The following is a 25,837-nucleotide window of genomic DNA, read 5'->3' as shown; positions in this document are numbered from 1 at the left end:
CCGTCTCTAGGATGCGGTCATGTCACTCCCGCACGCGATCCTCACCGCTCTGCTCGAGAAGCCGTCCTCGGGTCTGGAGCTGACCCGCCGGTTCGACCGGTCGATCGGCTACTTCTGGTCGGCCACGCACCAGCAGATCTATCGCGAGCTGGGAAAACTGGAGCAGGCGGGGCACATCCGGGCCCTGCCCGCGCAGGCTCCGGCCCGTGGGCAGAAGAAGGAGTACGAGGTCCTGCCCGCGGGCCGCGAGGCGCTGACCGCGTGGGTGCGCAGGAGCGAGGACCCCAAGCCCATCCGGGACGCCCTGCTGCTGCGGCTGCGCGCCGCGGCGGTGGTGGGGACGGAAGGCTTCGCCGACGAGCTGCGCCGCCATCTCGCGCTGCACCAGGCGCAGTTGGAGGAGTACCTCGGGATGGAGGAGCGGCAGTTCCCGCCGGAGCGCCGCGCCGCCGAGGCGGACCGGCTGCGCCATCTGGTGCTGCGCGGGGGCATCGAGCTGGAGCGGTTCTGGACGGCGTGGCTGACGGAGGCGCTGTCCGAGTTCGACCGCGATCACTGACGGGACTCCCGCCGAGTTTGTTAACGGTAATCATTTCCATGTAGCGTGACCGCCACCGTACCGACGATGGAGGTCTCGCAGTCATGGCCGTACCCAAGCGGAAGATGTCCCGCTCCAACACCCGCCACCGCCGCGCCCAGTGGAAGGCGTCGACACCCCAGCTGGTGCCCGTGACGGTCGACGGTTCCGTCTACCAGGTGCCGCAGCGCCTGGTGAAGGCGTACGAGCGCGGCCTGATCCAGCCGGAGGGCTGAGCACGATGACGACGGCCACGGCGACCGCGTCCGACGCCCGCCTGCCGGTCACGGTCCTCTCCGGCTTCCTCGGCGCGGGCAAGACGACGCTGCTCAACCACGTCCTGGGCAACCGGGAGGGCCTGCGGGTCGCCGTGATCGTCAACGACATGAGCGAGGTCAACATCGACGCCGCCCTGGTGCGCGGCGGTGAGGCGGCCCTCTCCCGCACCGAGGAGCGGCTGGTCGAGATGACCAACGGGTGCATCTGCTGCACCCTGCGCGACGACCTCCTGGAGGAAGTGGACCGGCTGGCCCGCGAGGGCCGCTTCGACTACCTCCTCATCGAGTCCAGCGGCATCTCGGAGCCGATGCCCGTCGCCGCGACCTTCGCCTTCCCCCGCGACGACGGCGCCACGCTGGGCGACCTGGCCCGGCTCGACACCATGGTCACGGTCGTCGACGCGGCGAACTTCCTGCCCGAGCTGGCGGGCGGCGACGGGCTCGCCGAGCGGGACCTCGCCCCGTACGAGGACGACGAGCGCACGGTCAGCGATCTGCTGATGGACCAGATCGAGTTCGCGGACGTCATCGTCCTGAACAAGCTGGACCTCGTCGGGGAGGCGGACGCGGCCCGGCTGGTGGCCACGCTCACCCGGCTCAACCCGGCCGCCCGGATCCTGACCGCCGAGCGCGGCCGGGTGGAGCTCAAGGACATCCTCGGCACCGGTCTGTTCGACCTGGAGCGCGCCCAGCAGGCGCCCGGCTGGGTCATGGAGCTCAACGGCGACCACATCCCCGAGACCGAGGAGTACGGCATCTCCTCCACGGTCTTCCGGGCGGACCGCGCCTTCCACCCCGAGCGGCTGTGGCGGTTCGTCACCGAGGGCATGGACAGCGGGGCCTACGGGCACATCCTGCGCTCCAAGGGCTTCTTCCGGCTCGCCGGCCGCGACCACGTGACCGGGCTGTGGTCCCAGGCCGGCGCCGTCGCCCGCTTCGAGCCGTCCGGCGCCCGCGAGGACGGCGCCCCGGGCGGCCAGGAGCTGGTCTTCATCGGGACGGAGCTGCGCGCCGACGCGCTGCACACCGCCCTGGGGGCCTGTCTGGTGACGGAGCGCGAGAGCGGCCCGTGGGAGGACTCGTTCCCCGCGTGGGACGTCCACGGGGCGGACGACGCCTGCGACCTCGACGAAGGCCCCGGGCACCGGCACGACCACCCGCGCGCGGCCGTCGGCGTTTAGGGCATCTCGGGGCCCGCGCACGCGGGGAAGTCCGCCGCGCCCTGCGCGAAGGCGCGATCGTACGCCTCCGGCGCCAGGCCCGCGCGGACGCGATCGGTGATGCGGTCGACGTCGCCGCGCTCCGCCTTGGGCAGCGGCGTGCCGACCGCGTCGCGGGCGGCGGCCGCCGCGCCGAGCAGGCGGGCGGCCCGCACCGGCTCGCCGGCCAGGGCCTCCGCTCCGGCGAGGCCCTCGAAGGCGAGGGCGAGGGCGCGCGGGTCGCCGGTGCGGCGGGCGTGGCCGAGGCCTTCCCGGTGGAGCTCCCGTGCTGCGGCGGCGTCACCGCGCTGTTCGGCGATGAACCCGAGTTCGGCGAGGATGAACGCCACGCCGTGGTCTCCTTCCCACCGGCGGCACCAGTCGAGCCAGGCGTGGAAGTGCGCCGCGGCGTCGTCGAGCCTGCCCTGGCGGCGCGCCACGATCCCCAGCCCCACCTCGGCGAACTCCTCGCCCCGCTGGTAGGCGTGTGCGGCGGCCAGCCGCCTGGCGCGTTCGTGGAGGTCCTCGGCGCGGTCGAGGTCACCGGTGAGCACGGCGGTGCGGCCCAGCCGTGCCAGCATCCTGGACGCGTCGTTCCACAGGTCGAGCGCGCTCGCGAGCCGATGGCCCTCCTCGCGCAGGCGCTCCGCCGCGCCGTAGTCGCCCGCCATCTCGGCCAGGTCCCCGAGGGTGTACGCGGCCTGGAGCCGGCCCCACCCGTCGCCGAGCTCCTCGAAGGCGACCCGCGCCCGCCGGGCGTCGGCCCGCGCCTCGTCCAGCCTGCCCTGGTAGAGGAGCACTTCGGCGCGGACCGCCAGCGCCGCGGCGGCACCCCAGCGATCGCCCACCTCCTCGAACCCGGCATGCGCCCGTTCGGCGAGGTGGCAGGTCACCGCCGCATCACCGAACCCGGTCCTGCTCAACGCGAGGAACCACCGCGCACGGGCCCGGCCCGCCGGGTCGTCGACGGTGTCGTACGACGTCACCGCCGCCTGGTCGTGGGTCTCGTACCGCGTGTCGAGCAGGAGCAGCGACATGCCGGCGCGCCATGCGCGGGCGGCGGCCTTCCGTTCGGGGGCGCCGTCGCCCGACAGCGCGAGGTCGAAGGAGCGCCGCGCCTCGGCGAACCGGCCGCGCAGGAACCAGTACCACGCCATGGAGCCGGCCAGCCGCAGGGCCGCGTCCCCGAGGCCGTGGCGTACCGCGTGGTCGAGCGCGGCGCGGACGTTGGCGGTCTCGGCCTCCAGCCGGCGCAGCCACAGGCGCTGCTCGGGGCCCCGGAGGCGGGCGTCGGCGTGTGCGGCGAACTCGGTGTAGTGGGCGACGTGGCGGTCGCGCGCGCCCCGGACCTCGTCGTCCCCGGCTTCGGCCAGCCGCTCGGCGCAGTAGGCCGCGACCGACTCCAGCAGCCGGTAGCGGCCGTTGTGCCGGGCGACCAGCGAGCGGTCGACCAGCCGGCTCAGCAGGTCGAGGACGTCGGCGCGGCGCACCCGGCCGCCGGCGCAGACCTCCTCGGCGGCCTCCAGCGTGCATCCGTCGGCGCACACCGCCAGGCGGCGCAGCACGATCCGCTCCTGCTCGCCGAGCAGGCCCCAGCTCCAGTCGAGGGCGGCGCGCAGCGTCCGCTGCCGCGTCGGCGCGGAGCGGAGGGTGGCGGTGAGCACCCGGAAGCGGTCGTCGAGCCGGGCGGCGAGCTCGGCCACCGGCATGTGGCGCACTCGGGCGGCGGCCATCTCCAGCGCGAGGGGGATGCCGTCCAGGCGGCGGCAGATGGTGGCGACGGCCTGCGCGTCGCCCGGTTCGAGCCGGAAGTCGGGGGCGGCGGCGGTGGCGCGTGAGACGAAGAGCCGTACGGCGCTGGAGCGGAGCATCCTGTCCGTGTCGGGCTCGTCGGTGCCGTATGCGTCCCGTGCGTCCCGTGCGTCGGGGTGGCCGTACGCGTCGGCGCCGGCGTCCGGGAGGTCCAAGGGCGCCACGGGCCACAGGCGTTCGCCGACGACCGACAGCGGCTCCTGGCTGGTGGCCAGGACCCGCAGGGCGGGCGCGGCCCGCAGGAGCTGTGCGGTCAGCTCGGCGACCGGCTCGACGACGTGTTCGCAGTTGTCCAGAACCAGCAGCGTGTCGCGGCCCCGGAGGGCGTCGGCGAGCTGGTCGGCCACCGGCCGCGCGGGCACGCGGGGGTCGTCCCGCAGGCCGAGTACCGCCGCGACGGCCTCGTGCACCTCCGCGGCGGTGCGTGTCGTGGTGAGCTCCACCAGCCAGGCCCCGTCGGGAAGTTCGCGGGCGCGGCGTGCGGCCGCCTCCAGTGCGAGCCGCGTCTTGCCGACCCCGCCGGCGCCGGTCAGCGTCACCAGCCGCTCGCTCGTCAGCAGCGCCTCGAGCCGCCGTACGTCCTCGTCGCGGCCGATCAGGTCGGTCAGCGGGGCGGGCAGGTTGCCGTGCGGCCGTACCCCGTGCGACGCCGTGGCGGCGGCCGCGGGGGCGAGGCCGGCGTCCTGCCGCAGAATCGCCTCGTGCAGTGCGGCCAGCCGGGGGCCGGGGTCGAGGCCGAGGTCGTCGCGCAGGCGGTCGCGCAGCTCGGCGAGGCTCGCCAGCGCTTCGTCCTGCCGGCCCGCGAGGTAGAGGGCGCGGACGTGGGCGGCCCGCAGCCGCTCGCGCAGCGGGTGCGCGGCGACGAGTTCGCCCAGCTCGCCGGCGAGCAGCGCGTGCTCGCCCAGTTCGAGCCGTGCCTCGGCGAGTTCCTCCAGCGCGGCCAGCCGCTGTTCCTCCAGCCGCCGGGCTTCGGCGCGTACGAAATCGGCGTCGGCGTGGTCGGCGAACGCCGTCTCGCCCCGCCACAGCTCCGCGGCCTCGCGGAGCAGGCGGGCCCTGGCACGCGGGTCGTCGGTGGACGCCTGCGCCCGGCGCAGCAGCGCCTCGAAGCGTCCGGCGTCGACCGCGCCGTCGTCGGCCCGCAGCAGGTAGCCGGGCGGCCGGGACTCGATGAGGTCGCGGCCGCCCGGCTCGGCGTCCTCCAGGGTGCGCCGCAGCAGCGAGACCTTGGACCGCAGGGTGCGCACGTCGTTCGCCGGGGGCGCGTCGCCCCACAGGGCGTCGATGAGCCGGTCGACGGAGACGGCCCGGCCCCGGTGCACCAGGAGCGCGGTCAGCAGGGCGCGGACCCTCGCCTCACGGACCCGTACCGGCCGCCCGTCCGACGTCCGCACCTCCAGGGGACCCAGCACTCCGAAACGCACCCCGTCACGTTACCCGCAACCTCACCGGAACGTTTCCGGAGACGGACCGGAACCCCGCTCGCGCACAGTCGTGCCATGACGAACACACCGAATGCCGTACACACCAATGTTTCTGACGCCGCATCGCACGCCGACCGGGGCGGCGAGGCCGTCACCGTCATCGGCCTGGGTCTGATGGGCAGGGCCCTCGCCGGAGCCTTCCTCGACGCGGGTCACCCGACCACCGTGTGGAACCGGTCCGCGGGCAAGGCGGACGAACTGGTCGCCCGCGGGGCCGTGTTCACGCCTTCCCTCGCCGATGCCCTCCGGGCGAGCTCCCTGGTCGTCGTCTGCCTCAGCGACGCCACCGCGGTACGCGACGCGCTCGGCCCGTACCGGGACGACCTCGCGGGACGTACCCTCGTCAACCTCACCTCCGGGACCTCCGAGGAGGCCCGCGAGCTGGCGGAGTGGACCGCCGACTACGTGGACGGGGCGATCATGGCCATCCCCGAGGTGATCGGCAGCCCGGACGCGTTCCTGCTGTTCAGCGGGGCGCCGGAGGCCTTCGAGAGGCACCGCGAGAGCCTCGGCCGGCTCGGCAAGGCGACCTTCTTCGGCGAGGACCCCGGGCTCGCCTCCCTGTACGACGTGGCGCTCCTCGGTGTCATGTGGGGCACGCTCAACGCGTTCCTGCACGGAGCCGCGCTGCTCGGCGCGGCGAAGGTCGACGCGAGCACGTTCGCGCCCTTCGCCAACCAGTGGGTGGGCAGCGTGACCGGGTTCATCAGCGCGTACGCCGGCCAGATCGACCGCGGCGCCTACCCGGCCGAGGACGCCGCTCTGGAGACCCATCTGGCCACCATGAAGCACCTGGTGCGGGAGAGCGCGGCCGTCGGTGTCGACACGGACTGGCCGGCCCGCATCCAGGCTCTCACCGAGCGCGCCATCGACGCGGGCCACGCCGGTGCGAGCTATGCCGCCCTCGTCGAGGTCTTCCGGGGCCGGGCGTAGCCGCCGGCCTGGAGGCGCCCGGCCGGGACATCCGGCCGGGCGCCTCCCCGTATGTCAGGGCAGCGGGACGAACTCGGGCTGGTCGAGCAGGCGCAGCCAGCTTCCGTCCGGCTGGCGCCTGACCACCTGCGCGCGAGCGCCGGCTCCGTCCTTCGGCGGGGTCGAGGTGAGGGCGATGTCGCCGCTGATCAGCGTCGGGAGGGGCTCTTCCGGCTCGAACCGCGCCCCGCCCGCGAGCACCTTCTCCCACAGGGTGCGGATCGCCTCACGGCCCACCGTCTGCCGGCCGGGGGGATAGGCCAGCACGGCGTCCTCCTCGTAGAGCGCGGCGACTCCGGCCGCGTCGCCGGCGTTGGAGCGTTCGACGAGCAGGCGGGTGATGTCCTCGGGGCGCATGGCCTTCTCGTACTCCGGCATGGATTCCTCCTGGAGGCGGGGTTGGTGTCGGTCTTTCAGCGCTTCCGATCCTCGCGACCTCCCGATCAGAAGTCCAACAGATGGTTCTTCTGAGAACTAGAATCCTCAGTCATGGAATTGAGGCAGCTGGAGTACTTCGTCGCCGTCGCCGAGGAGCGCAACTTCACCCGGGCCGCGGAGCGGGTGCGCATCAGCCAGTCCGGCGTCAGCGCGCAGATCCGGCAGTTGGAACGGGAGCTCGGAGCCGAGCTGTTCGACCGTTCCGCGCGGACCGTCACCCTCACCGTCGCGGGGAAGGCGGCCCTCGAACCGGCCCGCGCCGCTCTCGCCGCCGCCCGGGCCGTCGGCCAGGCGGTGGGCGAGGTGACGGACCTGATCCGCGGCCGCGTGACCGTCGGGATGGTCAGCGGCTGCACCGTCACGCCGCTGTTCGACGCGCTCGCCATGTTCCGCGGAGCGCATCCCGGGGTGGAGCTCTCACTGCTGGAGGACCGCTCCGACCGGCTCGCCGAGGCGGTGCGCGCGGGCACCCTCGATCTGGCCCTGATCGGGGCCGCGGCCGCCGTCCCGGAGGGGCTGGACGCGCTGACCCTCATCGACGAGCGGCTCTGCGTCGCGGTCCCGGCCGGGCACCCCCTGGCGCGGCGCCGGCGCGTCACCCTGCGCGACGCGTGCTCCCACCCGCTGGTCTGCATGCCGCCCGGCACCGGCCTGCGCGCGGTGTTCGACGACGCCTGCGCGGCCCAGGGCGTCCGGCCCCCGATCGCCCTGGAGGCCAGCGCCCCGGACGCCATCGCCGACCTCGCCGCCCGCGGTCTGGGCGTCGCCGTCCTCAGCGATTCGATGGCCCGGCACTACGGCGACCGCCTCACCGCCCTCCCCCTCGACGACATCACGACCCCCGCACTGCTCGCCCTCGTCTGGCGGAGCACGCACAACCCGGCGGTACGCGAGCTGCTGCGGCACTGCCGACGGGCGTTCACCGGCGGGGCGGACGGTCCACGTGCGTGAGGGGCCTGCTCATCGGTCTCCGGCTGCCCGGCTCCGCCCGCTCAGCCGCTCATACCTGCGGCCGGTCCAGCCGACGGCGACCCACGCGGCGAAGAGGACCGCCGCGGCGCCCAAGCCCGCGGCGGTGTCGGTGAAGAGGAGCGTGAGCAGGGCCACGATCAGCGTGATCGTGCCGGGGGTGGAGGTGGTGAAGGCGTCGGCGCGCAGGACGAGGCGCAGGAAGCGGGAGGGTGTGGTGCCGGTCATGCCTCCGCATTCTGCCGAAGGGCCGGTCCTCGGCGCACGCGGGCCTCAGCTGGAGGGCGTGCCCAGTGCCTTCCGCCACGCCGACTCCCGCAGCAGGCGCAGGCCGTTGAGGCCGACGAGGACCGTGGAACCCTCGTGGCCGGCGACGCCGAGCGGGAGCGGCAGGTGGCCGGCGAGGTCCCAGACGACGAGGGCGCCGATGCAGACGCCCGCGATGACGAGGTTCTGCACGACCAGGGTGCGGGCGCGCCGGGAGAGGGCAACGACCGCGGGGACCGTGGCCAGTTCGTCGCGCACGACGACGGCGTCGGCGGTCTCCAGGGCCAGGTCCGAGCCGGCGCGGCCCATCGCGACACCGCTGTGCGCGGCCGCGAGGGCCGGGGCGTCGTTGACGCCGTCGCCGACGACGAGGGTGCGCTGCCCGGCGCTCTCCCACGCGCGGACGGCCGCGACCTTGTCCTCGGGCAGCAGCCCGGCCCGTACGTCGCCGATTCCGGCCTCGGCGGCGACGCGGCGCGCGGCGGCCTCGTTGTCGCCGGTCAGCAGGGCGGGCGCGGTGCCGCTGAGCCGGGCGAGGGCGGCGACGGCGGCCGGGGCGCCGTCGCGCAGCCGGTCGGCGACGCCGAGGACGGCGACGGGGATGGAGTCGACGGTGACGACGACGGCGGTGCGGCCTTCGGCCTCGACCTCGCGCACGGTGTCGGACGGGGCGTCCGGGCGGCCGACCGTGACCTCCCGCCCCTCGACGACGGCCCGGACCCCGACGCCCGGGGTGGAGGCGAAGCCGGTGGCCTCGGGCACCGGCAGGTCGCGCTCGCGCGCGGCCGCGACGACCGCGCGGGCCAGGGGGTGTTCGCTGGGGAGCTCGGCCGCGGCGGCGAGGGACAGGACCTCCGACTCGGTGACGGCGTCGGTGACGGTGTCGTGGTCGGTGAGCAGCCGGATGTCGGTGACGCGCGGCGCCCCCTCGGTGAGGGTGCCGGTCTTGTCCAGGGCCACGCGGTCGACCTGGCCGAGGCGCTCCATCACGACGGCCGACTTGACGAGGACGCCGTGGCGCCCGGCGTTGGCGATGGCGGACAGCAGCGGCGGCATGGTGGCGAGGACGACCGCGCACGGTGAGGCCACGATCATGAAGGTCATGGCCCGCAGCAGCGTTTCGGTGAAGTCCGCGCCGAGGGCGAGCGGCACGGCGAACAGCGCCAGGGTCGCGACGACCACGCCCACCGAGTAGCGCTGCTCGATCTTCTCGATGAACAGCTGGGTCGGGGCCTTCGTCGCGCTGGCCTCCTCGACCATGGCGACGATCCGGGCGATGACCGACTCGGAGGCGTCCTTGTCGACGCGGACGCGCAGGGCGCCGGTGCCGTTCAGGGTGCCCGCGAAGACCTCGTCACCGGGAGCCTTGGCGGCGGGCAGCGGTTCGCCGGTGATGGTGGCCTGGTCGACGTCGCTCGCGCCGTCGAGGACCGTGCCGTCGGCGGGGAGCCGCTCCCCCGGCCGTACGAGGACGAGGTCGCCGACCCGCAGGTCGGCCACGTCCACCGGTTCCTCCCCGGTGTCCGCCAGCCGTACGGCCTTGGCGGGGGCGAGGTCGAGCAGTCCGCGCACCGAGTCGGCGGTACGCCGGGTCGCGAGGGCCTCCAGCGCGCCGGAGACGGCGAAGATGACGATGAGCAGCCCGCCGTCCAGGAACTGGCCGATCGAGGCGGCGCCGAGGGCCGCGACGACCATGAGCAGGTCGACGTCGAGGGACTTCTCGCGCAGCGCCTGGAGTCCGGCCCAGCCCGGCTCCCAGCCGCCGGCGGCGTAGCAGAGGGCGTAGAGCGGGCCCCAGGCCCACGCCGGAGCCCCGGCCAGGTCGAGCGGGAACGCCGCCAGGAAGGCGACGGCGGACAGGGCCGCCCAGCGCACTTCGGGCAGGGCGAGCAGCCGGGTCCGGCGGGCGGGGGGCGCGGGAGCGGCGGCAGGAGCCGCGGACCGGGAAGCGGACCGGTCGGTGTCGAGCACCGGGGAAGCCATCGGGGCACACCTCTCCAGGGGACGCACGGGGCGGGGGACGGGGAGTACGGCCCCACCATACCCGAACACATGAAGAGGTCTTCATTTGTACGTGCGGACACGCGGTTACGATGACCTGCATGGGACACGGAGTGCATGGCGAGACGACCCCCGCAGCCCGCCTCGACGCGGAGTCCGCGGCCACCATCGCCGCCACGCTGCAGGCCCTCGCCACGCCGTCCCGGCTGATGATCCTGACCCGGCTGCGCCAGGGCCCCTGCGGGGTGACAGAGCTCGCGGAGTCGGTCGCCATGGAGCAGTCCGCCGTCTCGCACCAGCTGCGCCTGCTGCGGGCGCTGGGCCTGGTCACCGGCGTCCGCCAGGGCCGCCGGATCGAGTACAGCCTCTACGACAACCACGTGGCCCAACTGCTGGACGAGGCCGTGTACCACATCGAGCACCTTCGGCTGGGCGCGCGTGATCTGCCCCACTCCGCCGTGGATACTGGGCAGTCCTAGACGGACGACCCGAAGGGGCGGGCATGGCCGACGAGTTGGAGACGGCGCACGACGTGCGGCACGCGGTGGTCATCGGCGGAAGTCTCGCCGGACTCCTCGCGGCCCGGGTGCTGGCGGACCACGCGGAGCGCGTGACCATCGTCGAGCGGGACCGCTTCCCCGACGGGCCGGAGCCGCGCGCGGGCGTGCCGCAGGGACGGCACATCCACGTCCTGCTGGACAGCGGCCGGCGAGCCCTGGACGAGCTGCTGCCCGGCGTGGTGGACGAGCTGTGCGCCCAGGGGGCGCCCCGGGTCGGCATGCCCGAGGACCTCGTGCAGTGGCAGGACGGGCACTGGTACCGCCGCACGCCCGCGAGCGCGTACCTGCTCACCGGCTCCCGGCCGCACCTGGAGCACGTCGTGCGCCGCCGCGTGCTGGCCGACCCCAGGATCAGCACCGTCGAGGGCACGGAGGTCGTCGGACTGGTCGGCGACGCCGCGCGCGTGAGGGGCGTACTGCTGCGGGAGCGCGGCGCGGCCCAGGGCGCCGAGCGGGAGGCACGGCCCCTCGCGGCGGACCTGGTCGTGGACGCGTCCGGGCGCGGCTCGCGCGCGCCCGCCTGGCTGTCGGCGATCGGCGCGGAGCCGCCGCACGAGGAGACGCTGGACACGGGCCTCGCCTACGCGACGAGGGTGTACCGCGACGGCTCGGCGGGTGACGGCACCGACGGGCTGGGCCAGTACATCGTCCCCAACCCGCACCAGACGCGCGGCGCCGTGGTGCTTCCCACCGAAGACGGCCGCCACCTGGTGACGCTCTCCGGGCTGCGCGGCGACGAACCGCCCACGGACGCCGAGGCGTTCGAGGAGTACGCGGCCGGCCTGCCGCACCCGCTGGTGAGCGAGTGGCTGGCCAAGGCCGAGCCCGAGGGGCCGGTCCACGGCTTCCGCCGGACGGCGAACGTGCGGCGGCGCTACGACCGTCCGGGCCGCCGCCCGGCCGGGTTCCTCGCCACCGGCGACGCGCTGTGCACGTTCAACCCGATCTACGGGCAGGGCATGTCGGTCGCCGCGCTCGCCGCGGTGGCGCTGCGCGACGCGCTCGCCCACCCGCGGCGTACGCCGACGACCCGGCGTGTGCAGCGCGCGCTGTTCGACGCCTCCCGGCAGGCGTGGGACGTCTCGGCGGGCGCCGACCGGAGCATGCCGGGCGCCCGCGGCGACGCGGCGCGGACGCGGGCCGCCGACCGGGCCGTCGCCTGGTACCTCCAGCGGGTCCAGGCGCGGGCGGTGGGCGATCCGGAGGTGGGCGCGGCCTTCCGCTCCGTCCTGTCGCTGGTGGAGCCGCCGACCGCGCTGTTCGCGCCGCGGATCGCGCGGGCGGTGCTGTTCGGCCCGGTCCGCGAGGCGCCCACCGAGCCGCAGATGTGGCGGGAGTCCACGGGCACGGGCGTCTGACCCGGGGTCAGGGCCGCATGACCACCTTCACGACGCCGTCGTCCTTGTGCTGGAACATCCGGTACGCGTGCGGGGCGTCGGCCAGCGGGAGGTGGTGGGTGGCGAAGCCGTCCACGCCGAGCGGGTCGTCGTCGGTGAGCAGGGGCAGGATGTCGTCGACCCAGCGGCGGACGTTGGCCTGGCCCATGCGCAGCTGGATCTGCTTGTCGAACAGCGTCATCATCGGCAGCGGGTCGGCGGCGCCGCCGTAGACGCCGCTGAGGGAGATCGTGCCGCCGCGCCGCACCAGGTCGATGGCGAGGTACAGGGCGGCGAGCCGGTCGGTTCCGGCCTTCTGATGGAGCCTGGCCGCCCACGACTTGGGCAGCAGACCGGCGGCCTGCTGCTGGGTGCGGGCCAGAGGGCTGCCGTGCGCCTCGGTGCCGACGGCGTCGATGACGGCGTCGGGGCCGCGGCCCCGGGTGTGGGCCTTGACCGCGTCCACCAGCTCCTCCTGGCTGTCGTGGCCGCTCAGGTCGAACACCTCGACCCCGCGCGCCTTCGCGCGCTGGAGGCGGTCCCCCACCAGGTCGACGCCGATGACCTGCGCGGCGCCCTGGTGGAGGGCGATGCGGCAGCACATGTCGCCGATGGGGCCGAGCCCGAGGACGGCGACCGAGCCGCCGGGCGGGATGTCGGCGTACCGCACGGCCTGCCAGGCGGTCGGCAGGACGTCGGAGAGGTAGAGATAGCGGTCGTCGGGCGGGCCCTCGGGGACCTTGATGGGGCCGAACTGCGCCTGCGGCACGCGGAGGTACTCGGCCTGGCCGCCGGGCACGGAGCCGTACAGCCGCGAGTAGCCGAACAGGGCGGCGCCCATGCCCTCCTCCCGCACCTGGGTGGTCTCGCACTGGGTGGGGAGCCCGGAGACGCACATCCAGCAGTGGCCGCAGGCGATCTGGAAGGGGACGACGACCCGGTCACCGGGCTTGAGGTCCGGCACCTCGGCGCCGACCTCCTCCACGATGCCCATCGGCTCGTGCCCGAGGACGTCGCCGGGGGTCATGAACGGCGTGAGCACCTCGTACAGGTGCAGGTCCGAGCCGCACAGCCCGGTGGAGGTGACCTTGATGACCGCGTCCGTCGGATGTTCGATCCTGGGGTCGGGCACCGTCTCCACCCGTACGTCGCGCTTGCCCTGCCATGTCACGGCCCTCATCGTGCGTGTCCCTTCACCGGCTCCTGCGGGGGCGCGCCACGGGTACCCGGGCGCGTCGCCGGTGAATCCGTTTTCGGCCAGAGTGCGGGGGACGGGCCAGACCCCCCTTCCGTGAAGGTTTAGACCAATGATAAGGATTCCTCACGCAAACAGCACGCTCCGCTACGCTGAGCGAAGGAAATTGAGGGTTGAACATGGCTGAGCCTCAGGCCCCCGCACTTCCGCTCTACCTCCAGGTCGCCGCCGCGCTGCGCGACGACCTCATCCACCGCCGGATAGCGCCGGGCACCCGGCTGCCGTCCGAGCGCTCCCTGGTGCAGCGCTTCCGGGTGAACCGCCAGACCGTCCGCAGCGCCCTGCGCCTGCTGCGCGACGAGCGCCTCGTCGTCACCGAGCGGCGCGGCACCTTCGCCGCCACCGGCGGCGGCACGCAGGCGCCCAAGCCGGTCCTCGCGCCCGGGCTGCTCCAGTTCCCCTGCGGGCCGGGAGCCCCGGACGCGCTCGCCGAAGTGGGCCTCGCCTGGGAGCCCGCACCGCCGGAGCTGGCCGAGCGGCTCGGGCTGCTGCCCGGAGAGCCGGCGCTGGTCCACCGCCACCGGGTGCTGGGGGCGGGGACCGGGGGCTCCGCGCCCGTACGGCAGTGGGCCCTGACCCGGTTCTCCCGGTACGCGCTGGCCGAGGTGCCCGAACTGGCCCGCTACCGGCGCCCGCAGGCCCGGCCCGCCAGGCCGGACCTGCGGCTGCTGTACCACTGGATGCACCGGGCCGGGCTGCGGCTGACGCGGCGCGAGTCCATCGGCGTCGACCGCGCGGCGGGCGCCTTCGCGTGCCTGGCCGTGCACCGGGAGGTGAGCGACCAGCACGGGCACGTGCTGGAGGTGACGGACATCCGGTTCGCGCCGGAACCTCCGCGCTCCCCCGAGTCCCAGGAGTCGCAAGAGTCCCCGGAGTCGCGGGAGTCCACCTCCTGGACGTACACCTGGACGTACGAGTTCACCAGCTGAGCCACGGGCGCGCGGGGCGGCGTCAGACGATGCCCTCGGCGATCTCCGCCTGTTCGCGGGCGTTGCCGTACGGCGAGGGCGTGCCGTACGAGCGGCGGGCGACGTACCACCACACGCTCGCCAGGATCAGCACCACGGCGAGCGCGATCACGGCGTAGTTCATCGAATCGATGGTCACCGGTGCCTTCTGGGGCAGGCAGAAGAGCACGGTGACCGCGGCGACCCAGACGACGGCGGTCCATCCGATGGGCTTGGACCAGCGGCCCAGCGACCAGGGCCCCGGCTGGAAGCGGTCTCCCGCGCGCAGCCGCAGGAAGATCGGGATGGCGTAGGCGGGGGTGATCCCGATGACGTTGATGGCGGTGACGGCGCCGTAGGCGGTCGCCGAGTACAGCGAGGGAACGGCGAGCACGCCCGCGACGGCGACCGACAGCCACACCGCGTTGGCCGGGGTCTGCGTGCGGCTGCTGACCTTGCGCCAGAGCGCCGAGCCGGGCAGGGCGTTGTCCCGGCTGAAGGCGAACACCATGCGGCTGGCGGCGGCGACCTCGGCGTTGCCGCAGAAGAGCTGCGCCACGATGACCACCAGGAGCAGGGCGGTGGCGCCGGCGGTGCCCAGCGCGTCGATGAGGATCTGCGCGGGCGGTACGCCGGTCGCGCTGTTCTGCGTGCCCGCGTAGTCCTGGATGGCGAAGGTCAGCCCGGCGAGCAGCGCGAAACCGGCGATCCAGGAGACCCAGATGGCCCGGACGATGCCCTTGGCGGCGGAGACGGACGCGTTGGAGGTCTCCTCGGAGAGGTGGGCCGAGGCGTCGTAGCCGGAGAAGGTGTACTGGGCGAGGAGCAGGCCGATGGCCGCCACGTAGAAGGGGTTGGCCCAGCCCGTGTCGTTGACGAACTCCGTGAAGACGAACTCGACCGACTGGTGGCGGTCGGGCACGAGCGCGAGCGCGCCGACGATGACGGCGACGCCGGTCAGGTGCCACCAGACGCTGATGGAGTTGAGGACGCTGACGAGGCGGACGCCGAAGAGGTTGAGCACGGCGTGCAGCAGCAGGATGCAGAGGAAGATCGCGAAGGTGGAACCGGGGGTGGGCACGAAGCCGAACTGCAGGTTGAGGAACGCGCCGGTGAAGAGGGCGGCGCCGTAGTCGATGCCGGCGATCGCACCGAGCAGTCCGAGCAGGTTGAGCCAGCCGGTGTACCAGCCCCAGCGGCGGCCGCCGAGCCGGTCGGCCATGTAGTACAGCGCCCCGGAGGTGGGGTACGCGCTGGTGACCTCGGCGAGCGCCATGCCGACGCACAGCACGAACAGGCCGACGCCCGCCCAGCCCCAGAGCATCACGGCGGGGCCGCCGGTGCCGAGGCCGAAGCCGTACAGGGTCATGCAGCCGGAGAGGATGGAGATGACGGAGAAGCTGATGGCGAAGTTGCCGAAGCTGCCCATGCGGCGGGCCAGGACCGGCTGGTAGCCGAGCTCTCTGAGCCGCTGCTCGTCGTCCAGGGGCGGAGCCTGCCGCTCCGGGCGGGCCCACAGGGTGCGGGACATGGCGGTACCTCCGAGTGTGGTGGCAGGGGGGCGTCAGGGGTGGCGGTAGGGGCGGGGGCGCCGCGCGGGTCCGGCGGTCCCGGGAGGCGGGTCAGCCGTCGCGGGCCGCGCCGAGGCACCGGGTGCGGGCACGCCGGAACACCTCCTCGGCGAGCGCCCGGTCGCCCGGGGCGTCCGTGCGGTACGCCCACGGATGCGGCGTGTAGTACGGCCCGAGGGCCTCGAAGACGGGGACGGCCTCGGTGAAGCGGAGCGCCCCCCACAGGGCGTGCGCCAGGTGGTTGAGGTCGAGCAGCGACGCGGTGGCGGGCACGGCGTGGTCGAACCAGGCGAGCAGCGCGCGCAGTGCGTCGCGGGTGGCGTCCTCGGCGACCCAGTGCAGGTCGAGCGCCTTCTCCTGGCCGCGCTCGCGGCGGTAGCGCTCGACCCGCACGTACAGCGGCAGGACGTGCAGGGCGGAGCCGGGCGGGGCGGAACCGGCCGCCCACTGGACGAAGTTCACGGCCTCGGACAGCGACCCGGACGTGGGCTCGGGGCGGCGGGCGTAGAGGAACTGGAGCATCCGGTGGTACGCCTCGCGGTTGTGCGGGTCGCGCTTGTCGGCCTCCGCCAGCAGGCCCCACGGACCGGGCGGCAGCATCGGGCCGGGCGGGCGCATGCGGTGCTCCTCCATGCGCTGGCCCTCGTCCAGTACGGCGAGGGCCAGCAGGCACACCCACGGCACCGGGTCCGCCGGGGAGACCCGGGCGGCGGTGTGGCACGCCTGCCAGGCGAGCTGCCACAGCTCCTGGGTGCGCGGGTGCCGCTCGCGGTGGGCGCGCACGGCGCGCTCGACCGCGACCCGGGCGTGCATCACGGTGGCGGCGACGCTGTACGGATCCTCCGCCCGCCAGGCCTGTACGACGTCGGAACCGGCGGCGACGGCCGCGAGCACCTGGGTGCGCTGGGTCCACAGCGCCCAGTCCGTGGTGCCGGCGAGGAGCTGGGCCATGGAGAGCCAGCGTCCGGTCCGCAGGTCCTGGACCACCGCGCGCAGGGCGGCGTCGTGTCCCGCGGGGTGGTACACCGGCCGGAAGTCGTGGCCGGGCATCACCTCGTCCCCGGTGGCGGACAGGCCGGACGAGCGGCCGGGGATGGTGTGGTGGTCATGGATCCTCTGTGCGGGGGGTGGCGTGGAACACGGAACGGACGGCCGAACTGTCGGCCGATTACGGGGCGTTGATCGGCGATCACTATAGAGTGTGCTGGACGATTGCGATCCACTTTCGACAAAGGTCGCAACCATTCGGCCAAACAAGGAACTTGGCGAGAAGCCGATGAGAAGTCGGAGGAGCCCTATGCCTGTTTCCGGCCCCGCGAGGGCGTGTGCGACGAGCGGAGGGGAGGGACGATGACGGGCCCCGTACTCGCCGTCGACCAGGGCACCTCGGGCACCAAGGCGCTGGTGGTCTGCCCCGAGCGGGGCGTGATCGGCTCCGGTACGGCCCCGGTGCGGCCGCGAGGGCTGCCGGGCGGGCGGGCCGAGGTCGATCCGCGCGAGCTGCTCGGTTCGGTCGTCGCCGCCGGGCGCGCGGCGCTGGCCGACGCCGGCGAACCGGTCGCGGCGGTGGGCCTCGCCAACCAGGGCGAGACCGTCCTGGCCTGGGACCCGCGGACGGGCGAGCCGCTCACCGACGCGATCGTCTGGCACGACAAGCGGGCGCGGGACGTCTGCGAGGAGCTCGCACCGCACGCCGACGCGCTGCGCGAGACGACCGGGCTGCCGCTCGACCCGTACTTCGCCGCGCCGAAGATGGCCTGGATACGTCGCCGGCTCACGCGCGAGGGCGTGGTGACCACCAGCGACGTCTGGCTGACGCACCGGCTCACGGGCGGTGGGGCGTTCGTCACCGACGCGGCCACGGCCGGACGCACCCAGCTCCTCGACCTGGACACCGTCGACTGGTCGCCGTACGCGCTGGAGGCCTACGGGCTGGCCGGCGAGCGGCTGCCCGCCCTCGTGGACGCGGCGGGACCCGTGGGCACCACGTCGCTCTTCGGCGGGCCCGGCGGCGCGGAGGTGCCGCTGACCGGCCTGCTCGTCGACCAGCAGGCGGCGCTCCTCGCGCAGGGCGCGACCGGGCCCGGCGCGGCCAAGTGCACGTACGGCACGGGGGCGTTCCTGCTGGCGCACACCGGCGACCGGCCCCGGCGCGGCGCCTCGGGCCTGGTCAGCTGCGTGGCGTGGCGGCTGCGCGGGCGGACCGCCTACTGCCTGGACGGGCAGGTGTACGCGGCCGCCTCGGCGGTGCGCTGGCTCACCGACCTCGGGGTCGTCGGCGGCGCGGCGGACCTCGACCCGGTGGGGTCCTCCGTGCCGGACGCGGGCGGCGTCACCTTCGTACCGGCGCTGGCGGGGCTCGCGGCGCCGTGGTGGCGGGACGACGTGCGCGGGTCCGTGACCGGGCTCGGTCTCGACACGACGGCCGGACACCTGGTGCGGGCGCTGTGCGAGGGCATCGCGGCGCAGGTCGTGGAGCTGGCGGCCGCGACGGGCGCCGAGCTGGGCGCGCCGCTGGACGTGCTGCGCGTCGACGGCGGGCTGACCCGGTCGGCCCTGCTGATGCAGACGCAGGCGGATCTGCTGCAGCGCCCCGTCGAGGTCTCGGCGCTGCCCGACGCCACCGCCCTCGGCGCGGCCGTGCTGGCGCGGCTGGGCCTGGACTCCTCGCTCTCCGTGGAGCGGGCGCTGCCGGAGTGGAAGCCGTCCGCCGTCTACGAGCCGCGGGTGTCGGCGGCTGAGGCCGCCGAGCGGATGGGAGCCTTCCGGTCGGCGGTGGCGGCGCTCGTGGACGGCTCGCGATGAGGGGGGCCGGGGCCGGGAGCGGCGCCGGGACCGTGACGCGGGGCGGGCCGCTGCCGTCGGAGCCGTACGACGTGGTCGTCGTCGGCGCGGGGGTGGTGGGCTGCGCGATCGCGCGCGAACTGGCCCGGTTCCGACTGCGTACGGCGGTCGTGGAAGCCGCCGCCGATGTCGGCGAGGGCACGTCGAAGGCGAACACCGCGATCCTGCACACCGGGTTCGACGCCGTGCCCGGGTCACTGGAGGCGCGGCTCGTCCGGGAGGGCTACCGGCGGCTCACCGCGTACGCCGCCGAGACCGGCATCCCGGTGGAGCGGATCGGGGCGCTGCTCGTGGCCTGGGACGAGGAGCAGCTCGCCGCGCTGCCCGCGCTCGCGGCGAAGGCGGAGCGGAACGGCTACCGCCGGGCGCGGATCGTCGGCGCCGACGAGCTCTACGCCCGCGAGCCGCGTCTGGGACCCGGCGCGCTCGGCGCGCTCGACGTGCCGGACGAGAGCATCGTCTGCCCGTGGACGACGACGCTGGCGTACGCCACGCAGGCCGTGCGCGCCGGGGTCGATCTCCATCTGGGGTGCCGGGTCGAGTCCGTCAGCCCGGGCAGCGCGGGCCACGAGCTGGTGACCGGGCGGGGCGTGCTGCGCACCCGCCACCTCGTCAACGCCGCCGGGCTGTACGCGGACGAGCTCGACGGGCACCTGGGGCACCACGACTTCACCGTACGGCCGCGGCGCGGGCAGCTCGTCGTCTTCGACGCGTTCGCGCGCGGACTGGTCCGGCACATCCTGCTGCCGGTGCCCACCGCGCTCGGCAAGGGCGTGCTGGTCTCCCCCACCGTGCACGGCAAGGTGCTGCTCGGGCCGACCGCCGAGGACCTGGACGACAAGAGCGCGACCGGCTCGACGGCCGAGGGGCTCGCGTTCCTGCGCGCGCACGGCCGCCGGATCCTGCCGGAACTGCTCGACGAGGAGGTCACGGCGGTCTACGCGGGGCTGCGCGCCGCCACCGAGGAGGACGACTACCGCATCGCCTGCCACCCCGGGCAGTGGTACGTGACGGTCGGCGGCATCCGCTCGACCGGGCTGTCCGCGTCCATGGCGATCGCCGCGCATGTGGTGGAGCTGCTGAGGGAGGCGGGGTTGGAGCCGGGTGCTGTGCGCGAGCTGCCCGAGGTGCGGATGCCGAACGTGGGCGAGGCGTTCCCGCGGCCGTACCTGGACGCGGAGCTGATCGCGGCGGACCCGGAGTACGGGACGATCGTGTGCCACTGCGAGCGCGTGACGCGCGGCGAGATCCGCGACGCGCTCGCCGCGACGATCCCGCCCGCCTCGCTGGACGGGCTGCGGCGCCGGACGCGGGCGCGGGCCGGCCGGTGCCAGGGCTCCGCGTGCGGGGCGGCGGTGCGCGCGCTGTTCGAGGAGGCCCGGCCATGAGCCGTCGTACGCGCACGGTCGACGTCCTGGTGGTCGGCGCGGGACCGGCGGGGCGCGCCGCGGCCGCCCGGCTGGCCGCCGCGGGCGCGGGCACGGTCGAGGTGCTGGAGCGCGCGCCGTCCCGCGGCCTGAAGGAGCCGGGGGGCGCGGTGCTGCGCGCGGGCGTCACCGCCACGGGGTGGGCGGGCCCGCGCACGCTCGACACGACGGGCCCCGGCGGGCTGGAGCGGATCACCGCGCGGGCGGTGGTGCTGGCGACCGGCGCCCGGGAGCGGCCGCGCGCCGCGCGCCTGGTGCCGGGGACCCGGGCGGCCGGGGTGCTGACGGCGGGCGAACTGCTGCGGACGGTGTACGCGTACGGGGGCGGGCACGGGATCGGCACCCGGGCGGTGCTCGTCGGGCCCGACGAGCCGATCGCCCGCCAAGCGGTGCGGGCGCTGCGGCGCGCGGGCGTGGAGGTGGCCGCGCTGGTCACGGAGGAGCCGCGGGACCGGCCGGCGGTCTGCGGGCCCGGGTACGGGCGCGTCCTGGTGCTCGGCGAGACGGCGGTGACCGAACTGCTGGGCCGCGGGCGCCTGTCGGGCGTGCGGCTGCGCCACCGCGACGGGCGGACCGCGACGGTGGCGTGCGACACCGTGGTCTTCGGCGGCGACTGGATTCCGGAGCACGAACTCGCGCGGTACGGCGGCCTCGTGCTCGACCCCGGCACGCGCGGCCCGGCGGTGGACGGCGCGTTCCGTACGTCGGAGGCGGGCGTGTTCGCGGCGGGCGACGTGCTGCACGCCGTGGAGGGCCCCGGGCGGGCGGCCGCCGAGGGCCGGGCGGTGGCGACGGCGGTCCTGGCGTACCTGGCGGGGCGTGCCCCCTGGCCGGAGCGGCCGGTTCCGGTGGTGGTGGACGCGCCGCTGCGGTGGGTGACGCCCAACCGGATCGGCGGACCGGACGACGGCGGCTTCCTGCTGCGGGCGCGGGAACACTTGGTGCGGCCGGTGGTGTCGGTCCGTCAGGACGGGCGGGTGCTGTACCGGCGGCGGCTGTGGCGCGTGGCCACGCCGTCCCGGTCGGTGGTGCTGCCGGGCGGCTGGACGGACCGGGTCGACCCGGACGGCGGACCGGTACGGATCAGCGCAGCCCCGCCGCCTGGGCGGCGCGGCCGAGGACGTCGCTCAGCATGGCCGGGGTGAGGCGCCCGGTGAAGGTGTTGCGCTGGCTGACGTGGTAGCAGCCGAAGAGTTCGAGGCCCGGGCCGCCGTCCGTGGCCTCCAGGGTGAGGTGCGCGCCGTGCGCGAAGGCGGGGCGGGGGCGGGGCACCGACCAGCCGGCGGCGGTCAGCGCGGGCAGGACCGCCTGCCAGCCGAAGGCGCCGAGGACGACGAGCGCGCGAAGGGTGGGGCGCACCAGCCGCAGCTCCCCGGCGAGCCAGGGGCGGCAGGTGTCGCGCTCACCGGGCGTCGGCTTGTTGGCGGGCGGGGCGCAGTGGACCGGTGCGGTGACGCGCACGCCGTGGAGGCGCAGCCCGTCGTCGCGATGGGTCGCCTCGGCCTGGCTGGCCAGTCCGAGGCCGTGCAGCGCGGCGTAGAGCACGTCGCCGGAACGATCGCCGGTGAACATCCGGCCGGTGCGGTTGCCGCCGTGGGCGGCGGGGGCGAGGCCGACGACGAGCAGCGCGGCGTCGTCGGGGCCGAAGCCCGGGACGGGTCGGGCCCAGTAGTCCCAGCCCGCGTAGGCGCGGCGGCCCTCGCGGGCGATCTGCTCGCGCCAGGCGACCAGGCGCGGGCAGGCGCGGCAGTGGGTGACGCGCTCGTCGAGCCCGGGGACGGATGCGGCGCGGGCGGCCTCGTACACGGGGAAGTCCGCGTCGTCGGGCGTCAAGGGCATCGCGCTCCTTCCCTGTCGGTCTTTCGGGTCTTTCGGTCCGGTTCGACGCTAGCGCTTGTCTTCCGGGTCTTGCCGGGCTGGTGTGGGGACACTGTGCGGCATGACGGTGAAACGAAGCGCGGGTCTGCTGCTGTTCCGTACCTCCGGCGGGCGCCTGGAGGTGCTCATCGCCCATATGGGCGGGCCGCTGTGGGCCTCGCGCGACACCGGGGCCTGGTCGGTCCCGAAGGGCGAGTACGAGGCGGACGAGTCGCCCGAGGGGGCGGCGCGCCGGGAGTTCGTGGAGGAGCTGGGACTGCCGGCGCCGGGCGGGGACGCGGTGCCGCTGGGTGAGGTGCGGCAGGCGAGCGGCAAGGTCGTCACGGTGTGGGCGGTGGAGGGCGACCTCGACCCGGAGGCGGTGGTGCCCGGCACCTTCACCATGGAGTGGCCGCGCGGCTCGGGCGTGACGCGGGAGTTCCCGGAGGTGGACCGCGTCGCGTGGTTCACGCCCGAAGAGGCGGCGCCCCGGCTGGTGTCGGCGCAGCGGGAGTTCCTGGAGCGGCTGGAACGGTACCTGCGCGAACGCTGATTGTCAGTGCCGTGCGGGAGAGTGGAACTCCCAACCGGTCGACGAGGAGCGAGAGATGACCAGCACCACCTTCGACATGCGCGAACGTGCGGCGGCCCAGGCGTACCTACGGCTCGTGGAGGCCGCGCAGGCGGTCCTCGGCGACCCGGCGCTCGCGCCGATGGCCGGGGTGTACCTGTCGTCGTCGCTGGCGGAGGCCGACGAGGCGCTCGCCCGCGCGGGCCTGCGGGGCAACGAGACCCGCCTGCTGCGGCTGGCCTCGGCCCTGCGCACGGCGCCGCCGAGCCGGGCCCCGGAGTAGCCGGCGCGGACGCCGGCGGCCCGGGGGCCGGGCGGTCAGGCGTCGAGCCAACCGTGGGAGCGGGCCAGGTCGGTGATGCTGGCGCGGACGCGCTTGAGCTGGGCGGCGGTCAGGGTGCCGTCCGCGTCGAGGAGCGCCTCGGTCAGTTCGGCCTGGAACTCCGCCGTGGTGAGCACGTCCAGCGTGTCGTCGTCCGGGTCGTCGTCCGGGCCGTCGCCCAGAGCGGCCGCGGGCGCGGGCACCGTCGGGCGGCGCACGGGCTGGTCGACGAGGCGGATCTCCGACGCCTTGGGGCCCTTGTCGCCCATCTCCAGGTAGAACTCCACCTCGCGCCCCGCCCGGTACAGGTACTTGTCGTCCACCAGGTCGTTCGCGTGCATGAACACGTCTTCGCCCCCTTCCCTGGGGACGATGAACCCATAACCGCGGACCTCGTCGAACCGCAGGATCTTGCCCACCATCAACACAGCCGTTACCTCCACGCCAGCACCGCTTCTGCGGCGTGAATCTACAGGCGTCGGCCACCGACGGGCACGGTCCGGGGAGCGAAGTCACCGAAGGGGCGGGTCACGGGCATGAGGACGGGCCCGGGGATCCCGGGCCCGTGGTGGTCACGTGTGCGCGAAGGGGCGCGCTGGTCGAAGGGGCGCTGGTCAGCAGTGCGGGGGTTCGCAGCCCTTCTTGCGCTGCTGGGATCTGGCCCACGGTATGCCGACCACCGCCGCGAGCGCGGTGAGTGCGGCCAGGGTCCTGGTCAGGGTGGCGGTCCTGGCCAGGGTGGTGCCGGAGCGGGTGCGGGTCATGCCGGACTCCCATCGATTTCGCTGGTGCGGTGCCCCCGTCCCTCACGAGTCTGGGCGGGCCCCTGCCCCAGGCGCATGGGGCTCCTGTCCCATCGTGGTCCCGGGCACCGCCGGGAGCGTCGCGTGGACGACCGTGCCCTCGGCGGTGCTGCTGAGGGTGAAGCGGCCGCCGAGCTCCTCGGCCCGCTCCGCCATGAAGCGCAGCCCGACCCCGGGGCCGTGCCGGTGCGCGGCGAAGCCGTCGCCGTCGTCGGCGACCCGGACGGACACCGTGCCGTCGGCGACGGTGACGGTGTCCTGGGCGCGGTCGGCGCGCGAGTGGCGTACGGCGTTGTCGAGGGCCTCGGCGGTGATGCGGTACACCGCGACCTCCAGGGCGGCGGGCAGCGGGGGCAGCGGGTCGGGCCGCACGGTCAGACCGATGGCCAGGGTCCGGACCCGTCCCCCGCCCGGGTGTGCCCGGGACAAGCGGGGGCCGGGAGTGGGACAGGCCGTCCGTGACGCCCCGGGGCCCGGGCCCCGCCCGCCCCCGGGGGCGCGGCACCCGGGAAACCGGGCACGCCGTCCGCCCGGAAGCCCGCACGGGCCCGCACTGGTGTCCGCAAACGCCGCGACGTTCCCGGCCCGGGTGGCATACGATCATGGTCGGCGGTCGCCTCACCCGGTACCGCCCGCCGTCCCCCCGGCCATGGAGGTCAACCGTGCTCAGGACAACCGTCGGCAAGCGCGCCCCTCGTCCCCGTACCGTCCTCACCGCCTGCGCCACGGTGGCCGGGCTGGTGCTGGTCGCCGGGTGCGGCAACGGCAAGGAGAAGCCCGGTGAGGCCGCGGGCGGGGTGCCCGTCGTCGAGAAGGGCAAGCTGACTGTCTGCACCCATCTGCCTTACCCGCCCTTCCAGTTCGAGCGGAACGGCGAGATCGTCGGCTTCGACGTGGCGCTGGTCGACCTCGCGGCGAAGAACCTCAAGGTCGAACAGAAGATCCTCGACACGCCGTTCGAGAACTTCAAGACGGGCGCGTTCCTCAACTCCGGCAAGTGCGACCTCGCCGCCGCCGGGATGACGATCACCGACGAGCGCAAGAAGAACGTCGACTTCTCCGTCCCCTACTTCGACGCCACCCAGGCCCTCCTGGCGAGCAAGAAGAGCGGCGCCACCACCCTCGCGGACGTCAAGGCGAAGAAGCTGAAGCTGGGCGCGCAGGCGGAGACCACCGGGGAGAGCTACGCCAAGAGCCAGGGCTTCGACCCGGTGGCGTTCGAGAGCTCCGACGCCGTGCTCAACGGGCTGCGCACCGGTCAGGTCGACGCGGTCGTCATCGACTACCCGGTCGTGCAGGGCTGGCTGAAGGAGAAGGCCACCGCCGACGCGTTCGCGCTCGGCCAGAACATCGAGACCGGTGAGCAGTACGGCTTCTCGGTGAAGAAGGGCAACGACAAGCTGCGCGCGGCGATCGACAAGGCGATCACGGACGCCAAGGCCGACGGCACGTACAAGAAGATCTACGAGGAGTGGATCGGCCCGATGCCCAAGGGCGTGTCGTGACCTCACGGCTGACGCGGCGCCAGCGGCGGCGGGTATCGCAGGGCCTGCAGTACGCGGTCTTCGTCGCCGCCCTCGTCCTGCTCGGCGTCCTGGCCGACTGGGACCGCCTGCAGAACCAGTTCGCGCAGGCGGACCTGGCCACGCGGCTCTTCCCCGACATCATCACCACCGCGCTGCGCAACACGGTGGTGTACACCCTCTCCGGGTTCGTCTTCGGTCTCGTCCTGGGCCTGGTCATCGCCCTGATGCGGCTGTCGTCGGTGGCGCCGTACCGGTGGGCCGCGAGCATCTACATCGAGATCTTCCGGGGGCTGCCCGCCCTGCTGATCTTCATCTTCGTCGGGGTCGCCGTGCCACTGGCGTTCCCCGGTACGGAGATCCCCGGGGGCACGTACGGCAACGTCGCCCTCGGCCTCGGGCTGGTGGCCGCGGCGTACATGGCGGAAACGATTCGGGCGGGCATCCAGGCCGTGCCGAAGGGGCAGATGGAGGCGGCGCGTTCGCTGGGCTTCTCGCACGCCCGCGCCATGGTGTCGGTGATCCTGCCGCAGGCGTACCGGATCATCATTCCCCCGCTGACCAACCAGCTGGTGCTGCTGTTCAAGGACTCCTCGCTGGTGCTGTTCCTCGGGGTGACGCTCCAGGAGCGGGAGCTCACCAAGTTCGGGCGGGACCTGGCCAGCCAGACCGCCAACTCCACGCCCATCCTCGTCGCCGGGCTGTGCTACCTGCTGGTGACGATTCCGCTGAGCCTGGTGGCCCGACGCCTCGAGGCCCGTGCCGCCAGGGCGAAGTGAGGGAC

The 25,837-nt window shown here is 74.6% G+C and carries 26 protein-coding genes; 15 read left to right on the top strand and 11 right to left on the bottom strand.

All coding sequences use genetic code 11. From position 1 onward, the window contains the following. The first annotated feature begins 19 nt into the window (after positions 1-19). The 3 genes from ACIRNI_RS25435 to ACIRNI_RS25425 all read left to right on the top strand — a co-directional run bounded on the left by ACIRNI_RS25435 (position 20) and on the right by ACIRNI_RS25425 (position 2,036). Positions 20-559 carry a PadR family transcriptional regulator gene (locus tag ACIRNI_RS25435; protein ID WP_403554617.1) on the top strand — a complete coding sequence of 180 codons (540 nt, stop codon included), beginning with the start codon at positions 20-22 and terminating at the stop codon, positions 557-559. An 83-nt stretch (positions 560-642) separates the two neighbouring features. Continuing rightward, a complete protein-coding gene (gene rpmF, locus ACIRNI_RS25430; protein ID WP_355359412.1) occupies positions 643-813 on the top strand; it encodes a 50S ribosomal protein L32 in 171 nt (56 codons plus the stop codon). A gap of 5 nt (positions 814-818) precedes the next feature. Next, a complete protein-coding gene (locus ACIRNI_RS25425; RefSeq protein ID WP_403554615.1) occupies positions 819-2,036 on the top strand; it encodes a GTP-binding protein in 1,218 nt (405 codons plus the stop codon). Here the strand turns inward: ACIRNI_RS25425 and ACIRNI_RS25420 are convergent. After that, on the bottom strand, positions 2,033-5,290 hold the full coding sequence (locus ACIRNI_RS25420) for a BTAD domain-containing putative transcriptional regulator (RefSeq protein ID WP_403554613.1): 3,258 nt from the start codon (positions 5,288-5,290) through the stop codon (positions 2,033-2,035). The genes ACIRNI_RS25425 and ACIRNI_RS25420 overlap by 4 nt on opposite strands. A 75-nt stretch (positions 5,291-5,365) precedes the next feature. On the opposite strand from ACIRNI_RS25420, the gene ACIRNI_RS25415 reads away from it, so the two are divergent. Continuing rightward, positions 5,366-6,283, top strand: a complete 918-nt coding sequence (locus ACIRNI_RS25415) for an NAD(P)-dependent oxidoreductase (protein WP_403554611.1) — start codon at positions 5,366-5,368, stop codon at positions 6,281-6,283. Positions 6,284-6,337: 54 nt separating this feature from the next. Here the strand turns inward: ACIRNI_RS25415 and ACIRNI_RS25410 are convergent, their stop codons facing one another. Further along, positions 6,338-6,700, bottom strand: a complete 363-nt coding sequence (locus ACIRNI_RS25410; protein ID WP_403554609.1) for a YybH family protein — start codon at positions 6,698-6,700, stop codon at positions 6,338-6,340. Between the two features lie 111 nt (positions 6,701-6,811). Here ACIRNI_RS25410 and ACIRNI_RS25405 point away from each other — a divergent pair, with 111 nt between their 5' ends. Beyond that, positions 6,812-7,711 (top strand): LysR family transcriptional regulator, encoded by a 900-nt coding sequence (locus tag ACIRNI_RS25405; RefSeq protein WP_403554607.1) that lies wholly within the window; start codon positions 6,812-6,814, stop codon positions 7,709-7,711. A 9-nt stretch (positions 7,712-7,720) separates the two neighbouring features. On the opposite strand, the gene ACIRNI_RS25400 is transcribed toward ACIRNI_RS25405, so the two are convergent. Then, positions 7,721-7,957, bottom strand: a complete 237-nt coding sequence (locus ACIRNI_RS25400; protein ID WP_403554605.1) for a hypothetical protein — start codon at positions 7,955-7,957, stop codon at positions 7,721-7,723. A gap of 45 nt (positions 7,958-8,002) precedes the next feature. Beyond that, positions 8,003-9,979, bottom strand: coding sequence for a heavy metal translocating P-type ATPase (locus ACIRNI_RS25395; protein WP_403554603.1), 1,977 nt, complete (start codon positions 9,977-9,979; stop codon positions 8,003-8,005). 119 nt (positions 9,980-10,098) lie between these two features. Between ACIRNI_RS25395 and ACIRNI_RS25390 the strand changes: the two genes are divergently transcribed. Both ACIRNI_RS25390 and ACIRNI_RS25385 read left to right on the top strand, forming a co-directional pair. Further along, a complete protein-coding gene (locus ACIRNI_RS25390) occupies positions 10,099-10,476 on the top strand; it encodes an ArsR/SmtB family transcription factor (protein ID WP_403554601.1) in 378 nt (125 codons plus the stop codon). A gap of 23 nt (positions 10,477-10,499) precedes the next feature. Next, on the top strand, positions 10,500-11,915 hold the full coding sequence (locus ACIRNI_RS25385; RefSeq protein WP_403554599.1) for an FAD-dependent oxidoreductase: 1,416 nt from the start codon (positions 10,500-10,502) through the stop codon (positions 11,913-11,915). Between the two features lie 7 nt (positions 11,916-11,922). On the opposite strand, the gene ACIRNI_RS25380 is transcribed toward ACIRNI_RS25385, so the two are convergent. Continuing rightward, complete coding sequence (locus ACIRNI_RS25380; protein WP_403554597.1) at positions 11,923-13,113, bottom strand: zinc-dependent alcohol dehydrogenase; 1,191 nt, start codon at positions 13,111-13,113, stop codon at positions 11,923-11,925. A gap of 194 nt (positions 13,114-13,307) precedes the next feature. Here ACIRNI_RS25380 and ACIRNI_RS25375 point away from each other — a divergent pair, with 194 nt between their 5' ends. After that, a complete protein-coding gene (locus tag ACIRNI_RS25375) occupies positions 13,308-14,117 on the top strand; it encodes a GntR family transcriptional regulator (RefSeq protein WP_403554595.1) in 810 nt (269 codons plus the stop codon). Between the two features lie 22 nt (positions 14,118-14,139). Here ACIRNI_RS25375 and ACIRNI_RS25370 read toward each other — a convergent pair whose 3' ends face one another. Both ACIRNI_RS25370 and ACIRNI_RS25365 read right to left on the bottom strand, forming a co-directional pair. After that, entirely contained in the window at positions 14,140-15,666 is a 1,527-nt protein-coding gene (locus tag ACIRNI_RS25370; protein WP_355359448.1) for an amino acid permease, read from the bottom strand. A gap of 91 nt (positions 15,667-15,757) precedes the next feature. Then, positions 15,758-16,756 carry a hypothetical protein gene (locus ACIRNI_RS25365; protein ID WP_403554593.1) on the bottom strand — a complete coding sequence of 333 codons (999 nt, stop codon included), beginning with the start codon at positions 16,754-16,756 and terminating at the stop codon, positions 15,758-15,760. Between the two features lie 300 nt (positions 16,757-17,056). On the opposite strand from ACIRNI_RS25365, the gene ACIRNI_RS25360 reads away from it, so the two are divergent. From ACIRNI_RS25360 to ACIRNI_RS25350, 3 genes are read left to right on the top strand one after another with little or no spacing between them, the layout of a single operon-like run. After that, positions 17,057-18,511, top strand: a complete 1,455-nt coding sequence (locus ACIRNI_RS25360) for an FGGY family carbohydrate kinase (protein ID WP_403554591.1) — start codon at positions 17,057-17,059, stop codon at positions 18,509-18,511. Beyond that, positions 18,508-19,938: an FAD-dependent oxidoreductase gene (locus ACIRNI_RS25355; protein ID WP_403554589.1), complete on the top strand. Its 1,431-nt coding sequence runs from the start codon at positions 18,508-18,510 to the stop codon at positions 19,936-19,938. Before ACIRNI_RS25360 ends, ACIRNI_RS25355 begins: the two co-directional genes overlap by 4 nt. Next, positions 19,935-21,122 carry an oxidoreductase gene (locus tag ACIRNI_RS25350; RefSeq protein ID WP_403554587.1) on the top strand — a complete coding sequence of 396 codons (1,188 nt, stop codon included), beginning with the start codon at positions 19,935-19,937 and terminating at the stop codon, positions 21,120-21,122. The genes ACIRNI_RS25355 and ACIRNI_RS25350 overlap by 4 nt, the downstream gene beginning before the upstream one ends. Here ACIRNI_RS25350 and ACIRNI_RS25345 read toward each other — a convergent pair. Next, the gene (locus ACIRNI_RS25345; protein WP_403554585.1) at positions 21,061-21,816 is read right to left on the bottom strand and encodes a uracil-DNA glycosylase; all 756 of its coding nucleotides are present in this window, start codon (positions 21,814-21,816) and stop codon (positions 21,061-21,063) included. The genes ACIRNI_RS25350 and ACIRNI_RS25345 overlap by 62 nt on opposite strands. A 100-nt stretch (positions 21,817-21,916) precedes the next feature. Between ACIRNI_RS25345 and ACIRNI_RS25340 the strand changes: the two genes are divergently transcribed. Together ACIRNI_RS25340 and ACIRNI_RS25335 are read left to right on the top strand one after the other, a co-directional pair. Continuing rightward, a complete protein-coding gene (locus ACIRNI_RS25340) occupies positions 21,917-22,387 on the top strand; it encodes an NUDIX domain-containing protein (protein ID WP_403554583.1) in 471 nt (156 codons plus the stop codon). A 55-nt stretch (positions 22,388-22,442) separates the two neighbouring features. Beyond that, on the top strand, positions 22,443-22,688 hold the full coding sequence (locus ACIRNI_RS25335) for a hypothetical protein (RefSeq protein ID WP_355359469.1): 246 nt from the start codon (positions 22,443-22,445) through the stop codon (positions 22,686-22,688). Positions 22,689-22,723: 35 nt separating this feature from the next. Here ACIRNI_RS25335 and ACIRNI_RS25330 read toward each other — a convergent pair whose 3' ends face one another. The 3 genes from ACIRNI_RS25330 to ACIRNI_RS25320 all read right to left on the bottom strand — a co-directional run bounded on the left by ACIRNI_RS25330 (position 22,724) and on the right by ACIRNI_RS25320 (position 23,902). Further along, positions 22,724-23,155 (bottom strand): cold-shock protein, encoded by a 432-nt coding sequence (locus ACIRNI_RS25330; protein WP_403554812.1) that lies wholly within the window; start codon positions 23,153-23,155, stop codon positions 22,724-22,726. Positions 23,156-23,341: 186 nt separating this feature from the next. After that, on the bottom strand, positions 23,342-23,491 hold the full coding sequence (locus ACIRNI_RS25325) for a hypothetical protein (RefSeq protein ID WP_403554581.1): 150 nt from the start codon (positions 23,489-23,491) through the stop codon (positions 23,342-23,344). 42 nt (positions 23,492-23,533) lie between these two features. Further along, the gene (locus ACIRNI_RS25320) at positions 23,534-23,902 is read right to left on the bottom strand and encodes an ATP-binding protein (RefSeq protein WP_403554579.1); all 369 of its coding nucleotides are present in this window, start codon (positions 23,900-23,902) and stop codon (positions 23,534-23,536) included. 290 nt (positions 23,903-24,192) lie between these two features. Here ACIRNI_RS25320 and ACIRNI_RS25315 point away from each other — a divergent pair, with 290 nt between their 5' ends. Further along, complete coding sequence (locus tag ACIRNI_RS25315) at positions 24,193-25,035, top strand: ABC transporter substrate-binding protein (protein ID WP_403554577.1); 843 nt, start codon at positions 24,193-24,195, stop codon at positions 25,033-25,035. After that, the gene (locus tag ACIRNI_RS25310; RefSeq protein WP_355359475.1) at positions 25,002-25,832 is read left to right on the top strand and encodes an amino acid ABC transporter permease; all 831 of its coding nucleotides are present in this window, start codon (positions 25,002-25,004) and stop codon (positions 25,830-25,832) included. Before ACIRNI_RS25315 ends, ACIRNI_RS25310 begins: the two co-directional genes overlap by 34 nt. The last annotated feature ends 5 nt before the right edge of the window (positions 25,833-25,837 follow it).

The organism is Streptomyces sp. NPDC093546 (assembly GCF_044765045.1).
GTDB lineage: Bacteria > Actinomycetota > Actinomycetes > Streptomycetales > Streptomycetaceae > Streptomyces.
The sequence above is the reverse complement of the archived record's forward strand: the minus strand, read 5'-3'. Positions and strand labels throughout refer to the sequence as shown.

Coding starts and splice junctions, on each gene's coding strand:
- ACIRNI_RS25435 (WP_403554617.1), top strand. CDS start 20: ATGTCACTCCCGCACGCGATCCTCACCGCTCTGCTCGAGAAGCCGTCC.
- ACIRNI_RS25355 (WP_403554589.1), top strand. CDS start 18,508: ATGAGGGGGGCCGGGGCCGGGAGCGGCGCCGGGACCGTGACGCGGGGC.
- ACIRNI_RS25380 (WP_403554597.1), bottom strand. CDS start 13,113: ATGAGGGCCGTGACATGGCAGGGCAAGCGCGACGTACGGGTGGAGACG.
- ACIRNI_RS25415 (WP_403554611.1), top strand. CDS start 5,366: ATGACGAACACACCGAATGCCGTACACACCAATGTTTCTGACGCCGCA.
- ACIRNI_RS25350 (WP_403554587.1), top strand. CDS start 19,935: ATGAGCCGTCGTACGCGCACGGTCGACGTCCTGGTGGTCGGCGCGGGA.
- ACIRNI_RS25365 (WP_403554593.1), bottom strand. CDS start 16,756: ATGCCCGGCCACGACTTCCGGCCGGTGTACCACCCCGCGGGACACGAC.
- ACIRNI_RS25375 (WP_403554595.1), top strand. CDS start 13,308: ATGGCTGAGCCTCAGGCCCCCGCACTTCCGCTCTACCTCCAGGTCGCC.
- ACIRNI_RS25390 (WP_403554601.1), top strand. CDS start 10,099: ATGGGACACGGAGTGCATGGCGAGACGACCCCCGCAGCCCGCCTCGAC.
- ACIRNI_RS25405 (WP_403554607.1), top strand. CDS start 6,812: ATGGAATTGAGGCAGCTGGAGTACTTCGTCGCCGTCGCCGAGGAGCGC.
- ACIRNI_RS25395 (WP_403554603.1), bottom strand. CDS start 9,979: ATGGCTTCCCCGGTGCTCGACACCGACCGGTCCGCTTCCCGGTCCGCG.
- ACIRNI_RS25340 (WP_403554583.1), top strand. CDS start 21,917: ATGACGGTGAAACGAAGCGCGGGTCTGCTGCTGTTCCGTACCTCCGGC.
- rpmF (WP_355359412.1), top strand. CDS start 643: ATGGCCGTACCCAAGCGGAAGATGTCCCGCTCCAACACCCGCCACCGC.
- ACIRNI_RS25360 (WP_403554591.1), top strand. CDS start 17,057: ATGACGGGCCCCGTACTCGCCGTCGACCAGGGCACCTCGGGCACCAAG.
- ACIRNI_RS25410 (WP_403554609.1), bottom strand. CDS start 6,700: ATGCCGGAGTACGAGAAGGCCATGCGCCCCGAGGACATCACCCGCCTG.
- ACIRNI_RS25370 (WP_355359448.1), bottom strand. CDS start 15,666: ATGTCCCGCACCCTGTGGGCCCGCCCGGAGCGGCAGGCTCCGCCCCTG.
- ACIRNI_RS25345 (WP_403554585.1), bottom strand. CDS start 21,816: ATGCCCTTGACGCCCGACGACGCGGACTTCCCCGTGTACGAGGCCGCC.
- ACIRNI_RS25335 (WP_355359469.1), top strand. CDS start 22,443: ATGACCAGCACCACCTTCGACATGCGCGAACGTGCGGCGGCCCAGGCG.
- ACIRNI_RS25385 (WP_403554599.1), top strand. CDS start 10,500: ATGGCCGACGAGTTGGAGACGGCGCACGACGTGCGGCACGCGGTGGTC.
- ACIRNI_RS25400 (WP_403554605.1), bottom strand. CDS start 7,957: ATGACCGGCACCACACCCTCCCGCTTCCTGCGCCTCGTCCTGCGCGCC.
- ACIRNI_RS25325 (WP_403554581.1), bottom strand. CDS start 23,491: ATGACCCGCACCCGCTCCGGCACCACCCTGGCCAGGACCGCCACCCTG.
- ACIRNI_RS25425 (WP_403554615.1), top strand. CDS start 819: ATGACGACGGCCACGGCGACCGCGTCCGACGCCCGCCTGCCGGTCACG.